Raw genomic sequence first — 13,568 nt, forward strand, 5'->3', positions numbered from 1 at the left:
CCGCGCGCACCCCGCAGCACCCGAACCACAGCCCCCGGGAGGCACCGTGCCCTGGATTTTCCTGCTGATCGCCGCCGGCCTCGAACTCGTCTGGGCCACCGCGCTGAAGCACTCCGACGGCCTCACCCGGCCCTGGCCCACGACCGCCGGGCTGGTGACGGCCATGGTGAGCGTGGTCGTACTGACGATGGCGCTGCGCAACCTGCCCGTGGGCACCGCATACGCCGTCTGGGTCGGGCTCGGCTCGCTGGGCGTCGCGGCCGTGGGCATCCTCGCGATGGGCGAGAGCGCGTCGCCGGCCCGGCTGGCGTGCCTGGGGCTGATCCTCGCGGGCGTCATCGGCCTGAAGTTCGTCGAGGGCTGAACGCCGCACCGCGGCCGGCCGGGAGACGGCGGAACCCCGCGGACGCGCGGGGAGTTGGCCGGGCATGGGTGACGTCGTGCCGTATCTGGCCGTGTTCGGCTGCCTCGTCGCGGTGATGGGCTTCTTCACCTGGCTCAAGGGCGTCGTGCGCCGCCGCGGGGCGGCCGGCTCGGCGATGCGGGGCGCGCTGGCCGCGTACGAGGAGGCGATGCGCGTCACCTCGTACGACTCGCATCACGAGGTCCGGGTGGCGGCGGACCGGCGCGCGGACGTCGGCGGCCCCGGTGATCCATTGCTGCCCGGCGCCGGTGCCGGCGGGCCGCGGCGGGCGGGGGCCGCCCCGCCAGGGCAGCGGCGGAGGCGGGGCGCGGTGCGCCGGCGGTTCCGCTTCCGGCGCCGGCCCGGCCCGTGAGCTGCCCGGGCCGCCGCGGGGCGGGCACCGGGCGCGGGAAACCGGCGTGCGTCCGGCGGGCGCGGTCGTCTACGTTCTGACCGTGACCCCGTCCGCGCCCGAACCCGCCGCCGCCCGCACCGCGGGCGGCGAGCCGCGCTTCCGCACCGCCGGAGCCGCCGACGCACCCGCCGTCGCCGCCCTGCACGCGGCCAGTTGGCGCCGCCACTACCGGGGCGCGTACGCCGACGCCTTCCTCGACGGCGACGTCGTCGCCGACCGCGAGACCGTCTGGACCGCGCGCCTCGCGGACGCGCACGGCGCGGGCGGGGAGAGCGGCGCGGGCGGGCGGCTGACGTACGTCTGCGAGGCCGGCGGCGCCGTCGTGGGCTTCGTCCACGCGGTCCTGGGCGAGCACCCCCGCTGGGGCGCGCTGGTGGACAACCTGCACGTCGCGTACGGCAGTCAGCGGCGCGGCGTCGGCACCCGGCTGATGCGGCTGGCCGCCCGGGGCGTCGCGGAGCACACGCCGGAGTCGGGGCTGCACCTGTGGGTGCTGGAGCAGAACGATCGGGCGCAGAGCTTCTACGCCGCTCTCGGCGGCTCCCGTACGGAGCGTGCCCCGGTCCCGCCGCCGGGCGGCGACCCGGCCCGGCTCGCCGGCTCCCCGGCGTGCCTGCGCTACGTCTGGCCGGCCGGCGCCGCGCTGTTCCGCGGCTGACGCCCGCGGCAGGGTCGCGATGCGGGTCTGGATCGAAGATCAATCCAGTGGATCTCCCCAGATTCTCCCTGGGCCCTGTTTTGAGACCGCCTCCGCGCTCCTCCCCCATCGTCAGAGAGGGGCGCGGACTTATCTCTACCGGATCCCCACAGCAGCCAGCGCATCCTTCTGAGCTGGGGAAATCTCGCTGCCCCACAGCACGTAGCAGACGCCGCCGGTGCCGGAGCGGACGGCGCCGGAGGCGTCGTAGCGCTTGGTCCGCAGCCAGATGTTCTCCCACTGGCGGCGCTTGTAGACGTGCCGCACCGCCGGGTTGTCGGGCGAGGCGGGGTCGTTGGCGACGATGTCGCCGTCCTTGGTGAAGCCGACGACGGTCATCAGGTGGCCCGACGTGCCGTAGCCGGCGCCGTCCAGCTCCGACTCGATGAAGGACTGGGACGTTACCAGCGGGATGCCCGCGCCGATCAGCAGCTCGGCGTCGGCGAGGGAGCCGAGCCGGGTGACGACGCCGTGCATGTCGCGGTACGTGCTCGCGTAGGCGGTGTTGAACGGCCAGTTGCCGCAGCCCTCGTACTGGTAGTCGTACGTGAAGCGGGCGGCGTGGCAGACCTGCGGGTCGTCGAAGTCGGGGTTGACCCACTCCAGGTCCCCCGCGGTGGGCTTGCGGCCCCAGTACTCGATGATCATCTGTGCGGAGGTGGGGCTGCACCACGCCTCGCCGCCGTTGTCGTACTCCGGATACCGGCCGGCGTGGATGTTCTGCGAATAGCGCGGGACGACCAGCTCGCGGGACAGCCGGGGCTCGCTCGCCGGCACCTCGAAGCGGTCCGGCACGTCGGAGCCCATCGCGCCGAGCCGCCACACCTGCGGCGTCGCGTCGCTGCCGGGCTTGCGATAGAGAGTCACGCGCAGCTGGTAGTCGACCAGCCGCAGCCCGCTCGCCGCGTCGTCGACCGAGAAGGTGTCGGTCCAGACGCTGCTCTTGCCGTCCGACTGGTCGTCGACCGAGGTGCGGCGGATGTCCGCGTCGCCCGCGGCCCAGCGGCCCACGACGTACCAGGGCGTGCGGCCGCCGTCGTTGTACGTGCCGCGCAGCTCGACCATCAGCCAGGTGCCGGCCGGGGTGGCGGCGTTCCAGGAGGCGATGACCTCGGTGGCGGGCGGGCCGAGCCGGTGGACCGGCGAGGTCCACGTGGCGTACTCCCAGGCGGCGGTGGTCCCGGTGTGCGGGTCGGCGTACTCGGTGCGGCCCACGGGGCGGCCGATCACGATCCCGGGCCGGGGGCCGGAGACGACCTTCGTCCCGCGGGCGCTGCCGCGGCTCCACGCGGCGGCGGAGGACCAGCCCTGGTAGTCGACGAGGGAGCTGCCGAGCGGCGGACGGCCGGCCGCGCCGCCGGCGGTGGTGGGGGCCGTGAGCGCGGAGGCGGACGTGGTCGGCGCGGCACCGGCCGCTGCGGCTGCCAGTGCGGCAGCCAGCACGGTGCGCCGTGACGCACTTCGGGACATGGCGAACTCTCCAGCTCTCCAGATGATTGCGACACGTGCTTGGGGGCAGGCCTCAACTATTCACCCTCGCTCTGCCGTTAGGAAGTCAATCCGTGCTACGGGATGGGTGAATATTGGTTCATACCACTGGTGTGACCTGGGGTGGAGGACGGCGCCGCGGGGCGCTCGCCGTAGCCTTGCGGCGATGAGCGCCACCCACTCCCCCGCCGCCGACCCGGCGCTGGCCGCCCTGGCCCGCGAGTTGCGCGGGCTCGCGCCGTCCTGCGGCCCCGTGCGGCTGGTGGCCGTCGACGGGCACGCCGGGTCCGGCAAGACGACGTTCGCGGGGCGGCTCGCCGGGGCGCTGGCCGGTGCGCCCGTACTCCCCCTGGACGACATCGCGACGCACCGGGAGATGTTCGGCTGGACCGGGCGGCTGCGGGCCCAGGTGCTCGACCCCCTGGCCGCGGGGCGCCCGGCGGTCTACGACACGTACGACTGGGAGGCCCGCGCCTTCACCGGGCGGCGCACGCTGCCGCCGGCGCCCGTGGTGCTCGTCGAGGGCGTCGGCGCGGGCTGCCGGCTGCTGCGCCCGCACCTCGCCCGGCTGCTGTGGATGGAGGTACCGGCCGCGGCGGCGTGGGCACGCGGACGGCGGCGCGACGGGCCGGCGCTCGCGGGGTTCTGGGACGGCTGGGAGCGGGCGGAGCGGGCGCACTTCTCGGCCGACCCTTCCCGGCCGTACGCCGGCCTTCTGGTGCTGCCCGACGGGGACGCGTACACGCTGGTCCCGGGACCTGCGCACGCCCGGTGACCAGGCCGGGCGCACACCGTGCGTAGCCGCCCTCCGGACCGGCTGGAATATGCCCCTCCCAGCCCCAACTCCGCTTGACCCAGGGGCAGTACAGCACTTACGTTCTCAGTGAGCGGGCCCCACCGGCACCGCTTCACGCGCGAAGCCCCCGATTGTTCCCCCGTGATCGGGGGCTTCGTTCTGTCCAAAGAGGGAACAATGGGATGACTTACGGACCGGGCGCCCCTCACCCACGGTCACCACGTCGGGCGGCCGGGCCCCCCGCGTGCGCGTCCGATACGTGCCGTCGGCCCGCATCGCCGCCGCGGGTACCATGCGAACAGGCCGTCCCTGCCGCAACGCCCCTGTTCCGCAGGGCAGTTCGCGAGAGACGGCCGACCAGCGACCCGAGGATATCCACGGGGGAACGGTTGGTGGCTACGTGACGGACAACGGCGCGCGCGGGCCCGAGGCCCCGGCGGAGCTCGCCTGGCTGCGGGGCGTCGACGCCTACACCATGGGCGCCTACACCCGGGCCGAGGAGGAGTTCAGGTCCGCCGTGCGGCTGGATCCGCAGATGGCCGACGGCTGGCTGGGGCTGCACGCGCTGCGCGCGGACACGGCCACGGCGCTGCTGGAGATGTACCGGCACCGCGACCGCTTCGGCGAGCAGCGCGCCCGGCACCGCCGCCCCCTCAACTCGTGGTACTGGCTGGGCTGGTGGGTGCAGCCCGTCCTCGACTCCGGCCGCGACCTGCTGCTGGCGCACGCCTCGCACTGGCTGGACGGCCGGCACGTCGCCGAGCTGGAGCAGGCGCTCGCCGCCTGTCCCCCGGCCGAGGCCGACCCGCAGGTGCGCTTCCTGCACGCCTGCCGTGCGTATCTGGTCAAGGACTGGGAGCAGCTCGTCCGGCTGACCGTGCCGCTGACGGAGGACCCGCTGCTGGGCATCGAGGCGGGGCTGTTCGCCGGCATGGCGCGGGTGCGGCTGGAGATGTACGGGCAGGCGGTGCCGATCCTCTCCGCCGCGCTGTTGCGCTGCCGCAGCGAACAGCCGCAGCGCAAGGAGCTGCGCTACTGGCTGGCCCGCGCGCAGGAGGGCTCCGGCCGCAGCGCCGCCGCGCTGCCGCTCTACCGGGCGGTGCACCGTATCGACCCGTCCTTCATGGACACCGCCGCCCGGATCGCCGCCATCGACGGCCTCGACGACTTCGACGGCCTCGACCCGGTGCCGGGGCTGGCGTCGGTGTCCCTGGGCGGCGCCGAGCAGGAGACCGCGCCGGGCGACCCCGCGCCCCCGGCGCCGGACGGCCGGGAGCTGGTGCCCGCCGACGAGGTGCTGCGCCCGCCCGCCCCCGCCGGAGGCGCCGGCGTGCTGCGCGAGCGCGCCTCGCTGCACGCGGACGCCGCGCCCCCGCCGGTGGCCGCCGACCCCGCGATGCTCGCCGAAGCGCTGGCCGACCTCGACCGGATGGTGGGCCTCGACCCCGTCAAGCGGCAGGTGCGGGCGCTGTCGGCGCAGCTGAACATGGCGCGGCTGCGGGCCGGCGAGGGCCTGCCGGTGCAGCCGCCCAAGCGGCACTTCGTCTTCTCCGGCCCCTCCGGTACGGGCAAGACCACCGTGGCCCGCATCCTGGGTCGCGTCTTCTACGCGCTGGGGCTGCTGGCCAGCGACAGGCTGGTGGAGGCCGGACGGGCCGACCTCGTCGGCGAGTTCCTGGGCCAGACCGCCGTCAAGGCCAACGACCTCATCGACTCCGCCCTCGGCGGCGTGCTCTTCATCGACGAGGCGTACAGCCTCGCCGGCGTCGGCTACTCCCGCGGCGACGCGTACGGCGACGAGGCCCTGCAGGTGCTGCTGAAGCGCGCCGAGGACAACCGCGACCGGCTCGTCGTCATCCTCGCCGGCTATCCCAAGGGCATGGACCGGCTGCTCTCCAGCAACCCGGGCCTGACGTCCCGCTTCACGACGCGCGTCGACTTCCCCAGCTACCGCCCGCTGGAGCTGACCGCCATCGGCGAGGTGCTGGCCGCGCAGAACGGCGACAGGTGGGACGAGGAGGCGGTCGAGGAGCTGCGCTCGATCTGCGGGCACGTCGTCGACCAGGGCTGGATCGACGAGCTGGGCAACGGCCGCTTCCTGCGCACGCTGTACGAGAAGAGCTGCGCCTACCGCGATCTGCGGCTGTCGGCCTACCCGGGACCGCCGGGCCGCGAGGACCTGGCGACGCTGCGGCTGCCCGACCTGATGCAGGCGTACGGCGAGATCCTCTCCGGCCGCGAACCGGGCGAGGAGCCGGAGCCCGGCTGAGGCCGTGCATCCCCACGGGCCCCGCTCACGCGACCGAGGTGGGCACGGACTCCGCGGCGGTCCCGTCCGCCGTGCGCTGACGTACCGCCAGCCGGTGTGCCGGATCGCGTACTTCGCCGACCAGAAGCTCCAGCACGTCCTCCAGCGCCACCAGCCCCAGCACCCGCCCCGGGGCGGCCGGGTCCGCCACCGCCGCCAGATGCGAGGCGCCGCGTCGCATCGCGGCCAGCGCGTCGTCCAGCGGCAGCTCCGGGCGCAGCACGGTCATCGGCCGGAACAGGTGTGCGGGCACGGCCCGTTCGCGCTCGTCGAGGTCGAGAACGTCCTTCACGTGCAGATAGCCGAGGTACGTAGGGCCGGCGGCACCGGCGCCGCGCACCGGGAAGCGCGAGTAGCCGGTGGCGACGGTCAGCTCCTCGACCTGCCGCGGGGTGGCGGAGGCGGCGACCGCGACCATCGACTCCGGGGCCAGCAGCACGTCGGTGACGGGCCGCGAGCCGAGGCCGAGCGCGTCGTTCAGCCGCCGCTGCTCGCCGTCGCCGAGCAGCCCGGCCTCGCGGGAGTCGGCGACCAGGTCGGTCAGCTGCTCGGTGGTGTAGACGCTGGTGAGCGCGGAGCGCGGCGCCACTCCGACGAGCCGCAGGAGGAGCCGGGCCAGGGCGCCGAGCAGCGCGGTGGCGGGCCGGCACAGCCGGGCGAAGGCGACCAGCGCGGGCGCGAGCCACAGCGCCGCGGCGGTCGGGGCGGCCAGCGCCAGATTCTTGGGCACCATCTCGCCGACGACCAGGTGGAGGCAGACGACGACGGCCAGCGAGACGGCGTAGCCCAGCGGGTGGATGAGGCCGTGGGGCACGTGCGCGGCGTGGAAGGCGGGCTCCAGCAGCGAGGCGATGGCGGGCTCGGCGAGCGCACCGAGGGTCAGCGAGCAGACCGTGATGCCGAACTGCGCGGCGGCCATCATCTGCGGCAGGTGCTCCAGCCCGTGCAGCACCCGGCGGGCGCGGGCGGCGCCGGCGGCGGCGTACGGCTCGACCTGGCTGCGCCGTACGGAGACGAGCGCGAACTCGGCGCCGACGAAGAACCCGTTGGCCAGCACCAGCAGTGCGGCGAAGACCAGGTGGAGCGCGCTCACGCCCCCCTCCCCCGCGCCCCGTCCCCGGACGCCGCGGCGGGCACGGTCGGCGCCGGGGGTGCGCCGTCCGCGGTACGCACCAGCCGCACCAGCGCCGCCCGGTGATGGTCGACGTGCCGTACGGCCAGCCGCCAGCCCGGCAGCGCGGCGGTGTCGCCCGCCGCCGGGATCCGGCCGAGCAGCGCCGCGACGAGCCCCGCCACCGTCTCGTACGGACCGTCCGGCGCCGCCAGCCCGATCCGGCGCAGCGCGTCGACGCGGCAGCCGCCGTCGGCGTCCCACCCCGGGCGCCCGTCGCCGGCGGCCGGGGCGCAGCGCAGCTCGGGGACACCGTCGACGTCCCGGTCGTGCTCGTCGCGGACCTCGCCGACCAGCTCCTCGACGATGTCCTCCAGCGTCACGACGCCCGCGGTGCCGCCGTACTCGTCGACGACCACCGCTATCGGCTGCCCGCCGCGCAGCCGCTCCAGCAGCGGCTGCGCCGGCAGCGTCCCCGGCACCAGCAGCGGCGGCACCGCGATCCGTGCGACGGGGGTGCGCAGCCGGCGGCTGGCGGGCACGGCGAGGGCGTCCTTGAGGTGGACCATGCCCGTCACCTCGTCCAGCCGGTCGGCGTAGACGGGGAAGCGGGACAGGCCGGTGGCGCGGGTGAGGTTGAGGACGTCCGCGGCCGTGGCGGAGGACTGCAGCGCGACCACCCGCACCCGCGGAGTCATCACGTGCTGCGCGGTCAGCTCGCCGAGCGAGAGGGTACGCACGAACAGGTCCGCGGCGTCCGGCTCGATCATCCCGGCGCGCGCCGAGCTGCGCGCCAGCGACCCCAGCTCCGTCGGCGTACGGGCCGAGGCCAGCTCGTCGGCCGGCTCGACGCCCAGCAGCCGCACCAGCCGGTTGGCGGCGGCGTTGAGCAGCGCGATGAGCGGGCGGAAGAAGCGCGAGAACGCGGTCTGCGGCCCGGCGACGAAGCGGGCGACGGCCAGCGGGCGGGAGACCGCCCAGTTCTTCGGCACCAGCTCGCCGAGGACCAGCTGCGCCGCGGAGGCGAGCAGCACCCCCGCGGCCAGCGCCGTGCCCGGCACCGCGCCGGCGGGCAGCCCGGCCGCGGTCAGCGGGCCGCGCAGCAGCCGGCCGAGCGCGGGCTCGGCGAGCATGCCGACGACGAGCGAGGTGAGGGTGATGCCCAGCTGGGTGCCGGAGAGCTGGAACGACAGCTGCCGCAGCGCGGCCACGACGCGGGCGGCGCGCCGGTCACCGGCCGCCGCGGCCCGCTCCGCCTGCGGGCGCTCCACGGCGACCAGCCCGAACTCGGCCGCGACGAAGAAGCCGTTGGCCAGGATCAGCAGGAACGCCGTGCCGAGCAGGGCCAGTGAGGTGATCATGTCGCCGCCTTGCCGGGGACGGCGGCGCGGGTACTACCGGAGGATCCGTCCATCGCCCTGGGGGGCTCACTCCTCGGGTCGCCGGGTGCCCCGGTGCCGGACGCTCCGGGAAGGCCCCTCGGGAGCCTTGCGCACCAGAGTAGACACGCCCCGGGGCGTACGGCAGCCTCAGGCGCCGGACGCGCCCGTGCCGCGCTCCGCCGCCATCCCGGCCAGCGCCCGCGCGTCCCGCTCGGCCTGCTCCCGGGCGATGCCCGGCTGGATGCCCATCGCCGGCAGGCTGGTGCCGTCGGCGAGGTCCAGGGAGACCCAGGGGTCGCCGGGCCGCAGGTTGACGCGGAGGATCTCGGCCCAGGCGAGGCGCCGGCGGTGGGTCAGGTTGGTGACGGTGACGCCGTCGTCGTCCGCGACCACCTTGGGCCGGCTGAGCAGCAGCAGTCCGCCGAGGAAGAACAGCCCGACGACGACGAAGCTGATCCGCTCCCCCACGCCCATGCTCAGCGTCAAGCCGATCGCGGTGAGCACGGCGAAGAGGACGACGCCGGCGGTGACGAGCACCACTCGGGTGCGGTGTGGCCGGAAGGTGACCGGCGGCCCGGCGGCGGTCACAGGCGGCAGGCGTGGATCGTGGTGGTGAGGATGGCGCGGGCCCCCAGCTCGTACAGCTCGTCCATGATCCGCTGGGCGTCGGCGGTGGGGACCATCGAGCGGACGGCGACCCAGCCCTCGTGGTGCAGCGGGGAGACGGTGGGCGACTCCAGGCCCGGGGTGAGGGCGACGGCCTGCTCCAGGTGCTCGGCGCGGACGTCGTAGTCCATCATCACGTAGCGCCGGGCGACGAGGACGCCCTGCATCCGGCGGAGGAACTTTCGTACGTCCGGCTCCTCGCGCGGCGAGCCGGCGCCGCGGACGACGATCGCCTCGGAGGTGAGGATCGGCTCGTCGATGATCTCCAGCCCGGCCTGCCGCAGCGTGGTGCCGGTCTCGACGACGTCGGCGATGATCTCGGCGACGCCGAGCTGGATCGCGGTCTCGACGGCGCCGTCGAGGTGCACGACGTCGGCGTCGACGCCGTTGTCCGCGAGGTGCTTGGCGACCAGCCCGGAGAAGGACGTGGCCACGGTCATGCCACCGAAGTCGGCGACGCCGGCGGCGGTGCCGGGGCGGGTGGCGTAGCGGAAGGTGGAGGCGCCGAAGCCGAGCTGCATGATCTCCTCGGCGGAGGCGCCGGAGTCGAGCAGCAGGTCGCGACCGGTGATGCCGATGTCGAGGCGCCCCGAGCCGACGTAGACGGCGATGTCGCGGGGGCGCAGGAAGAAGAACTCGACGTCGTTGTCGGCGTCGGTGAGCACCAGTTCGTGGCGCTGCGTACGCTGTCGGTAGCCGGCCTCATGGAGCATCGCCGACGCAGGCTCGGCGAGAGAACCCTTGTTGGGGACGGCGATGCGCAGCATGGTGGCGTGTCTTCCTGTCGTGCCGGTCGGCCGGCGGTAGCGGTGGCGTACGGGCGTCAGAGGTGGGCGTAGACGTCGTCGAGGGAGATCCCCCGGGCGACCATCATCACCTGCAGGTGGTAGAGGAGTTGGGAGATCTCCTCCGCGGTGCGCCCCTCGCCCTCGTGCTCGGCGGCCATCCAGACCTCCGCGGCCTCCTCGACGACCTTCTTGCCGATGGCGTGCACCCCCTGCTCCACGAGCTGGGCGGTGCGGGAGGTGGCGGGGTCGCCGGTGGCGGCCTTCTGCCGGAGCTCGGCGAAGAGCTCCTCGAATGTCTTGCTGGCCATGGTGGGCCCAAGTCTACGGGGTCCGCGGGGGCGCGCAGCGCCGGGGCTCGGCCACGGTGCGCAGCGCCGCGGCGGTGGCCACGGCGGCGGTGACCGCCTCGTGGCCCTTGTCCTCGACCGAGTCCGGCAGCCCGGCGCGGGCGAGCGCCTGCTCCTCGGTGTCACAGGTGAGCACGCCGAAGCCGACGGGTACACCGGTCTCCACGCCGATCCGGGTCAGGCCCTCGGTGACGCCCTGGCACACGTAGTCGAAGTGCGGCGTGCCGCCGCGGATGACGACGCCGAGGGCGACGACGGCGTCGTAGCCGCGGTCGGCCATCGCCTTGGCCGCCACCGGCAGCTCGAAGCTGCCGGGCACGCGCAGCAGGGCGGGCTCGGCGATGCCCAGTTCGCCGAGGGCGCGCAGGGCGCCGTCGACGAGCCCGTCCATCACCTGCTCGTGCCAGAGCGCGGCGACGACGGCGACCCGCAGGTCCGCGCTGTTCTTCACGGTCAGTTCGGGTGCGCCCTTGCCGCTCACGGCTCTCCTCGTTCGCTGTGCGGATGTGCGGGGTGTGCGGGGTGTGCAGGGATGTGTCGCTACGGGTCACTGGTTGCTGCACACCGCGACGGGCGCGCCGTCCAGCCACGGCAGGTGGTGGCCCATGCGGTCGCGCTTGGTGCGCAGGTAGCGCAGGTTGTGCTCGCCGGCCTCGACGGGGGTGGGCTCGCGGCCGGTGACGGTCAGGCCGTGCCGCAGCAGGGCGTCGACCTTCTCCGGGTTGTTGGTCATCAGCCGCACCGAGGCGACGCCGAGGTCGGCCAGCATGCGGGCGCCGGCGGCGTAGTCGCGGGCGTCGGCGGGCAGGCCCAGCTCCAGGTTGGCGTCGAGGGTATCGCGCCCCCGCTCCTGCAGCTCGTACGCGCGCAGCTTCGACAGCAGGCCGATGCCGCGGCCCTCGTGGCCGCGCAGGTAGATCACGACGCCGCGGCCCTCGGCGGCCACGCGGCGCAGGGATGCCTGCAGCTGGGGGCCGCAGTCGCATCGCTGGGAGCCGAAGACGTCGCCGGTGAGGCATTCGGAGTGGATGCGTACGAGCACGCCCTCGTCGAGGTCGTCGCCGGTGACGTCGCCCAAGACCAGGGCGATGTGTTCGGCGCCGTCGGCGGCGGAGCGGTAGCCGTAGGCGGTGAAGTCGCCGTACGCGGTGGGCAGCCGGGTCTCGGCCTCGCGGCGTACGGCGGGGGCGGCGGAGTCCGCGGACGCGGGCGCCGGCGCCGGCGGGGCGGGCTCGGTGGCGCGGCGGTAGGCGATGAGGTCGGCGATGGAGATGATCGCGAAGCCGTGTCTGCGGGCGAACGGCACGAGCTGCGGCAGCCGCAGCATCTCGCCGTCCTCGCCGGCGATCTCCACGATCGCGGCGGCGGGCCGCAGCCCGGCGAGCCGGGCCAGGTCCACGCCGGCCTCGGTGTGCCCGTCGCGTGCGAGCACGCCGCCCTCGCGGGCGCGCAGCGGGAAGATGTGCCCGGGGCGGACGAAGTCCGCGGGGGCGGCGGCGGGGTCGGCGAGCAGCCGGATCGTCCTGGCCCGGTCCGAGGCGGAGACGCCGGTGCCGACGCCGTGTGCCGGGGAGGCGTCCACGGTCACGGTGAAGGCGGTGCGCATGGACTCGGTGTTCCGCTCGGCCATCTGCGGAATGCCGAGCCGGTCCAGTTCCGTGCCCTCCATCGGCATGCAGATCAGGCCGCTGCACTCGCGCATCATGAACGCCACGGTGGCGGGCGTGATCAGCTCGGCGGCGACGACGAGGTCGCCCTCGTTCTCGCGGTCCTCGTCGTCCACGACGACCACGGGCCGGCCGGCGGCGATCTCCTCTATCGCGCGCTCGACGGGGTCGAGGGCGAGGTCCTCCACGTCCCCGGCGGCCTGCCAGGTCGTCAGGGCGGTCATGCGGTGGCTCCTTCCAGTGCCTCGGCCCGCCCGGCGGCGGGCGGGGCGGTGCGGCGGCTCGCGGTCCACCAGGCGCGCAGGCCGAGGAGGACGACGACGCCGTAGACGACGTACACGAGGGCGGAGAACTTCAGGTCGCTGGAGTACGCGAGGGGGACGCCGACGGCGTCGACGGCGAGCCAGGCGAACCAGAACTCGACCCAGCCGCGGGCCATGGCGACCATGGCGGCGACGGAGCCGGTGAACAGATAGGCGTCCGGCCAGGGGTTCCAGGACAGCGAGGGGAAGGCGAGGAAGAGCAGGGCCACGGCGGTGGTGCCGGCCGCGGTGGCGGCGGCGAGCCGGGCGCGCTCGGCCCAGGTGGCGAAGCGCACCCGTATCGCCCCGCTCTCGCGCCGGCCGCGCGTCCACTGCGTCCAGCCCCACACCGAGACGCCGACGACCAGCAGCTGCTTGCCGACGCCGCCGGTGAGGCCGGCGGAGGCGTACGCGGCGACGAGCACCACGCCGGAGAGCAGCTGGGCCGGCCAGACGGCCACCGAGCGGCGCCAGCCGAGCGCGAGGGCCGCCAGCCCCAGGAGGTTGCCGGTCATGTCGGCCCACTTGATGTCCTCGCCGAACACCGAGAAGGCCACCCCGTTGAGGGAGTCCAGGGCGCTCACTCCCGCGCTCCCGCGGCCCTGTTGAGGTGCGGGGCGAGCATCCGCTCGACGTACTTGGCGACGACGTCGACCTCCAGGTTGACCGGGTCACCCGGCTGTTTGCGGCCGAGAGTGGTCAGCGCGAGGGTCGTGGGGATGAGGCTGACGGTGAAGAAGTCGGGGCCGGCGTCCACGACGGTGAGGCTGATGCCGTCGACGGTGACGGAGCCCTTCTCCACGACGTAGCGGGTGAGGTCGACGGGCAGCGAGACGGTGACGACCTCCCAGTTCTCGGAGGTCTTGCGTTCCATGATCTCGCCGGTGCCGTCGACGTGACCCTGCACCAGGTGCCCGCCGAGGCGCCCGCCGACCGCGGTGGGGCGCTCCAGGTTGACCCGGTCGCCGGGGCCGAGGCCGCCGAGGCTGGAGCGGTTCAGCGTCTCGGCCATCACGTCGGCGGTGAACTCCGGCCCGTCGAGGTCGACGACCGTCAGGCAGACGCCGTTGACGGCGACGGAGTCGCCGTGCCGCGCGCCCTCGGTGACGACGGGGCCGCGCAGCCGGAAGCGGGCGGCGTCGGGCAGCTCTTCGACGGCGACGACCTCGCCGAGTTCTTCAACGATTCCGGTGAACAA

The 13,568-nt window shown here is 74.7% G+C and carries 15 protein-coding genes; 5 read left to right on the forward strand and 10 right to left on the reverse strand.

What is annotated here, in order from left to right; genetic code table 11:
• Nucleotides 1-46 precede the first annotated feature (46 nt).
• From T328_RS06685 to T328_RS06695, 3 genes are all read left to right on the forward strand, one after another.
• A complete protein-coding gene (locus T328_RS06685) occupies nucleotides 47-364 on the forward strand; it encodes a DMT family transporter (protein ID WP_496494953.1) in 318 nt (105 codons plus the stop codon).
• Nucleotides 365-428: 64 nt separating this feature from the next.
• Nucleotides 429-776: a hypothetical protein gene (locus T328_RS06690; protein ID WP_496494954.1), complete on the forward strand. Its 348-nt coding sequence runs from the start codon at nucleotides 429-431 to the stop codon at nucleotides 774-776.
• 82 nt (nucleotides 777-858) lie between these two features.
• Entirely contained in the window at nucleotides 859-1,476 is a 618-nt protein-coding gene (locus T328_RS06695; protein WP_496494955.1) for a GNAT family N-acetyltransferase, read from the forward strand.
• Nucleotides 1,477-1,611: 135 nt separating this feature from the next.
• Here T328_RS06695 and T328_RS06700 read toward each other — a convergent pair whose 3' ends face one another.
• Nucleotides 1,612-2,985 (reverse strand): C39 family peptidase, encoded by a 1,374-nt coding sequence (locus T328_RS06700; protein ID WP_496494956.1) that lies wholly within the window; start codon nucleotides 2,983-2,985, stop codon nucleotides 1,612-1,614.
• A 184-nt stretch (nucleotides 2,986-3,169) separates the two neighbouring features.
• Here T328_RS06700 and T328_RS06705 point away from each other — a divergent pair, with 184 nt between their 5' ends.
• Both T328_RS06705 and T328_RS06710 read left to right on the forward strand, forming a co-directional pair.
• Complete coding sequence (locus tag T328_RS06705) at nucleotides 3,170-3,778, forward strand: uridine kinase family protein (RefSeq protein WP_496494957.1); 609 nt, start codon at nucleotides 3,170-3,172, stop codon at nucleotides 3,776-3,778.
• Nucleotides 3,779-4,199: 421 nt separating this feature from the next.
• Nucleotides 4,200-6,068, forward strand: a complete 1,869-nt coding sequence (locus tag T328_RS06710) for an AAA family ATPase (protein WP_496494958.1) — start codon at nucleotides 4,200-4,202, stop codon at nucleotides 6,066-6,068.
• Nucleotides 6,069-6,093: 25 nt separating this feature from the next.
• On the opposite strand, the gene T328_RS06715 is transcribed toward T328_RS06710, so the two are convergent.
• The 9 genes from T328_RS06715 to T328_RS06755 form a co-directional block, all read right to left on the reverse strand.
• Nucleotides 6,094-7,200: a CNNM domain-containing protein gene (locus T328_RS06715; RefSeq protein ID WP_496494959.1), complete on the reverse strand. Its 1,107-nt coding sequence runs from the start codon at nucleotides 7,198-7,200 to the stop codon at nucleotides 6,094-6,096.
• Complete coding sequence (locus T328_RS06720) at nucleotides 7,197-8,579, reverse strand: hemolysin family protein (RefSeq protein WP_496494960.1); 1,383 nt, start codon at nucleotides 8,577-8,579, stop codon at nucleotides 7,197-7,199. The genes T328_RS06715 and T328_RS06720 overlap by 4 nt, the downstream gene beginning before the upstream one ends.
• A 168-nt stretch (nucleotides 8,580-8,747) precedes the next feature.
• The gene (locus T328_RS06725) at nucleotides 8,748-9,197 is read right to left on the reverse strand and encodes a PH domain-containing protein (RefSeq protein ID WP_496495362.1); all 450 of its coding nucleotides are present in this window, start codon (nucleotides 9,195-9,197) and stop codon (nucleotides 8,748-8,750) included.
• A complete protein-coding gene (hisG, locus tag T328_RS06730; protein ID WP_496494961.1) occupies nucleotides 9,185-10,033 on the reverse strand; it encodes an ATP phosphoribosyltransferase in 849 nt (282 codons plus the stop codon). Before hisG ends, T328_RS06725 begins: the two co-directional genes overlap by 13 nt.
• Nucleotides 10,034-10,089: 56 nt before the next feature.
• The gene (locus T328_RS06735) at nucleotides 10,090-10,362 is read right to left on the reverse strand and encodes a phosphoribosyl-ATP diphosphatase (RefSeq protein WP_496494962.1); all 273 of its coding nucleotides are present in this window, start codon (nucleotides 10,360-10,362) and stop codon (nucleotides 10,090-10,092) included.
• A 13-nt stretch (nucleotides 10,363-10,375) separates the two neighbouring features.
• A complete protein-coding gene (ribH, locus tag T328_RS06740) occupies nucleotides 10,376-10,882 on the reverse strand; it encodes a 6,7-dimethyl-8-ribityllumazine synthase (protein ID WP_496494963.1) in 507 nt (168 codons plus the stop codon).
• A gap of 66 nt (nucleotides 10,883-10,948) precedes the next feature.
• On the reverse strand, nucleotides 10,949-12,292 hold the full coding sequence (locus tag T328_RS06745) for a bifunctional 3,4-dihydroxy-2-butanone-4-phosphate synthase/GTP cyclohydrolase II (RefSeq protein WP_496494964.1): 1,344 nt from the start codon (nucleotides 12,290-12,292) through the stop codon (nucleotides 10,949-10,951).
• Nucleotides 12,289-12,954 carry a nicotinamide mononucleotide transporter family protein gene (locus tag T328_RS06750; RefSeq protein ID WP_496494965.1) on the reverse strand — a complete coding sequence of 222 codons (666 nt, stop codon included), beginning with the start codon at nucleotides 12,952-12,954 and terminating at the stop codon, nucleotides 12,289-12,291. The genes T328_RS06745 and T328_RS06750 overlap by 4 nt, the downstream gene beginning before the upstream one ends.
• Nucleotides 12,951-13,568, reverse strand: a complete 618-nt coding sequence (locus tag T328_RS06755) for a riboflavin synthase (RefSeq protein WP_496494966.1) — start codon at nucleotides 13,566-13,568, stop codon at nucleotides 12,951-12,953. Before T328_RS06755 ends, T328_RS06750 begins: the two co-directional genes overlap by 4 nt.

This window comes from Streptomyces sp. CNX435 (assembly GCF_059570575.1).

Bases quoted from the DNA above. Each gene is read 5' to 3' on its own strand.
- T328_RS06735 (WP_496494962.1), bottom strand. From the start codon at position 10,362: ATGGCCAGCAAGACATTCGAGGAGCTCTTCGCCGAGCTCCGGCAGAAG.
- T328_RS06705 (WP_496494957.1), top strand. From the start codon at position 3,170: ATGAGCGCCACCCACTCCCCCGCCGCCGACCCGGCGCTGGCCGCCCTG.
- T328_RS06745 (WP_496494964.1), bottom strand. From the start codon at position 12,292: ATGACCGCCCTGACGACCTGGCAGGCCGCCGGGGACGTGGAGGACCTC.
- hisG (WP_496494961.1), bottom strand. From the start codon at position 10,033: ATGCTGCGCATCGCCGTCCCCAACAAGGGTTCTCTCGCCGAGCCTGCG.
- T328_RS06720 (WP_496494960.1), bottom strand. From the start codon at position 8,579: ATGATCACCTCACTGGCCCTGCTCGGCACGGCGTTCCTGCTGATCCTG.
- T328_RS06690 (WP_496494954.1), top strand. From the start codon at position 429: ATGGGTGACGTCGTGCCGTATCTGGCCGTGTTCGGCTGCCTCGTCGCG.
- T328_RS06700 (WP_496494956.1), bottom strand. From the start codon at position 2,985: ATGTCCCGAAGTGCGTCACGGCGCACCGTGCTGGCTGCCGCACTGGCA.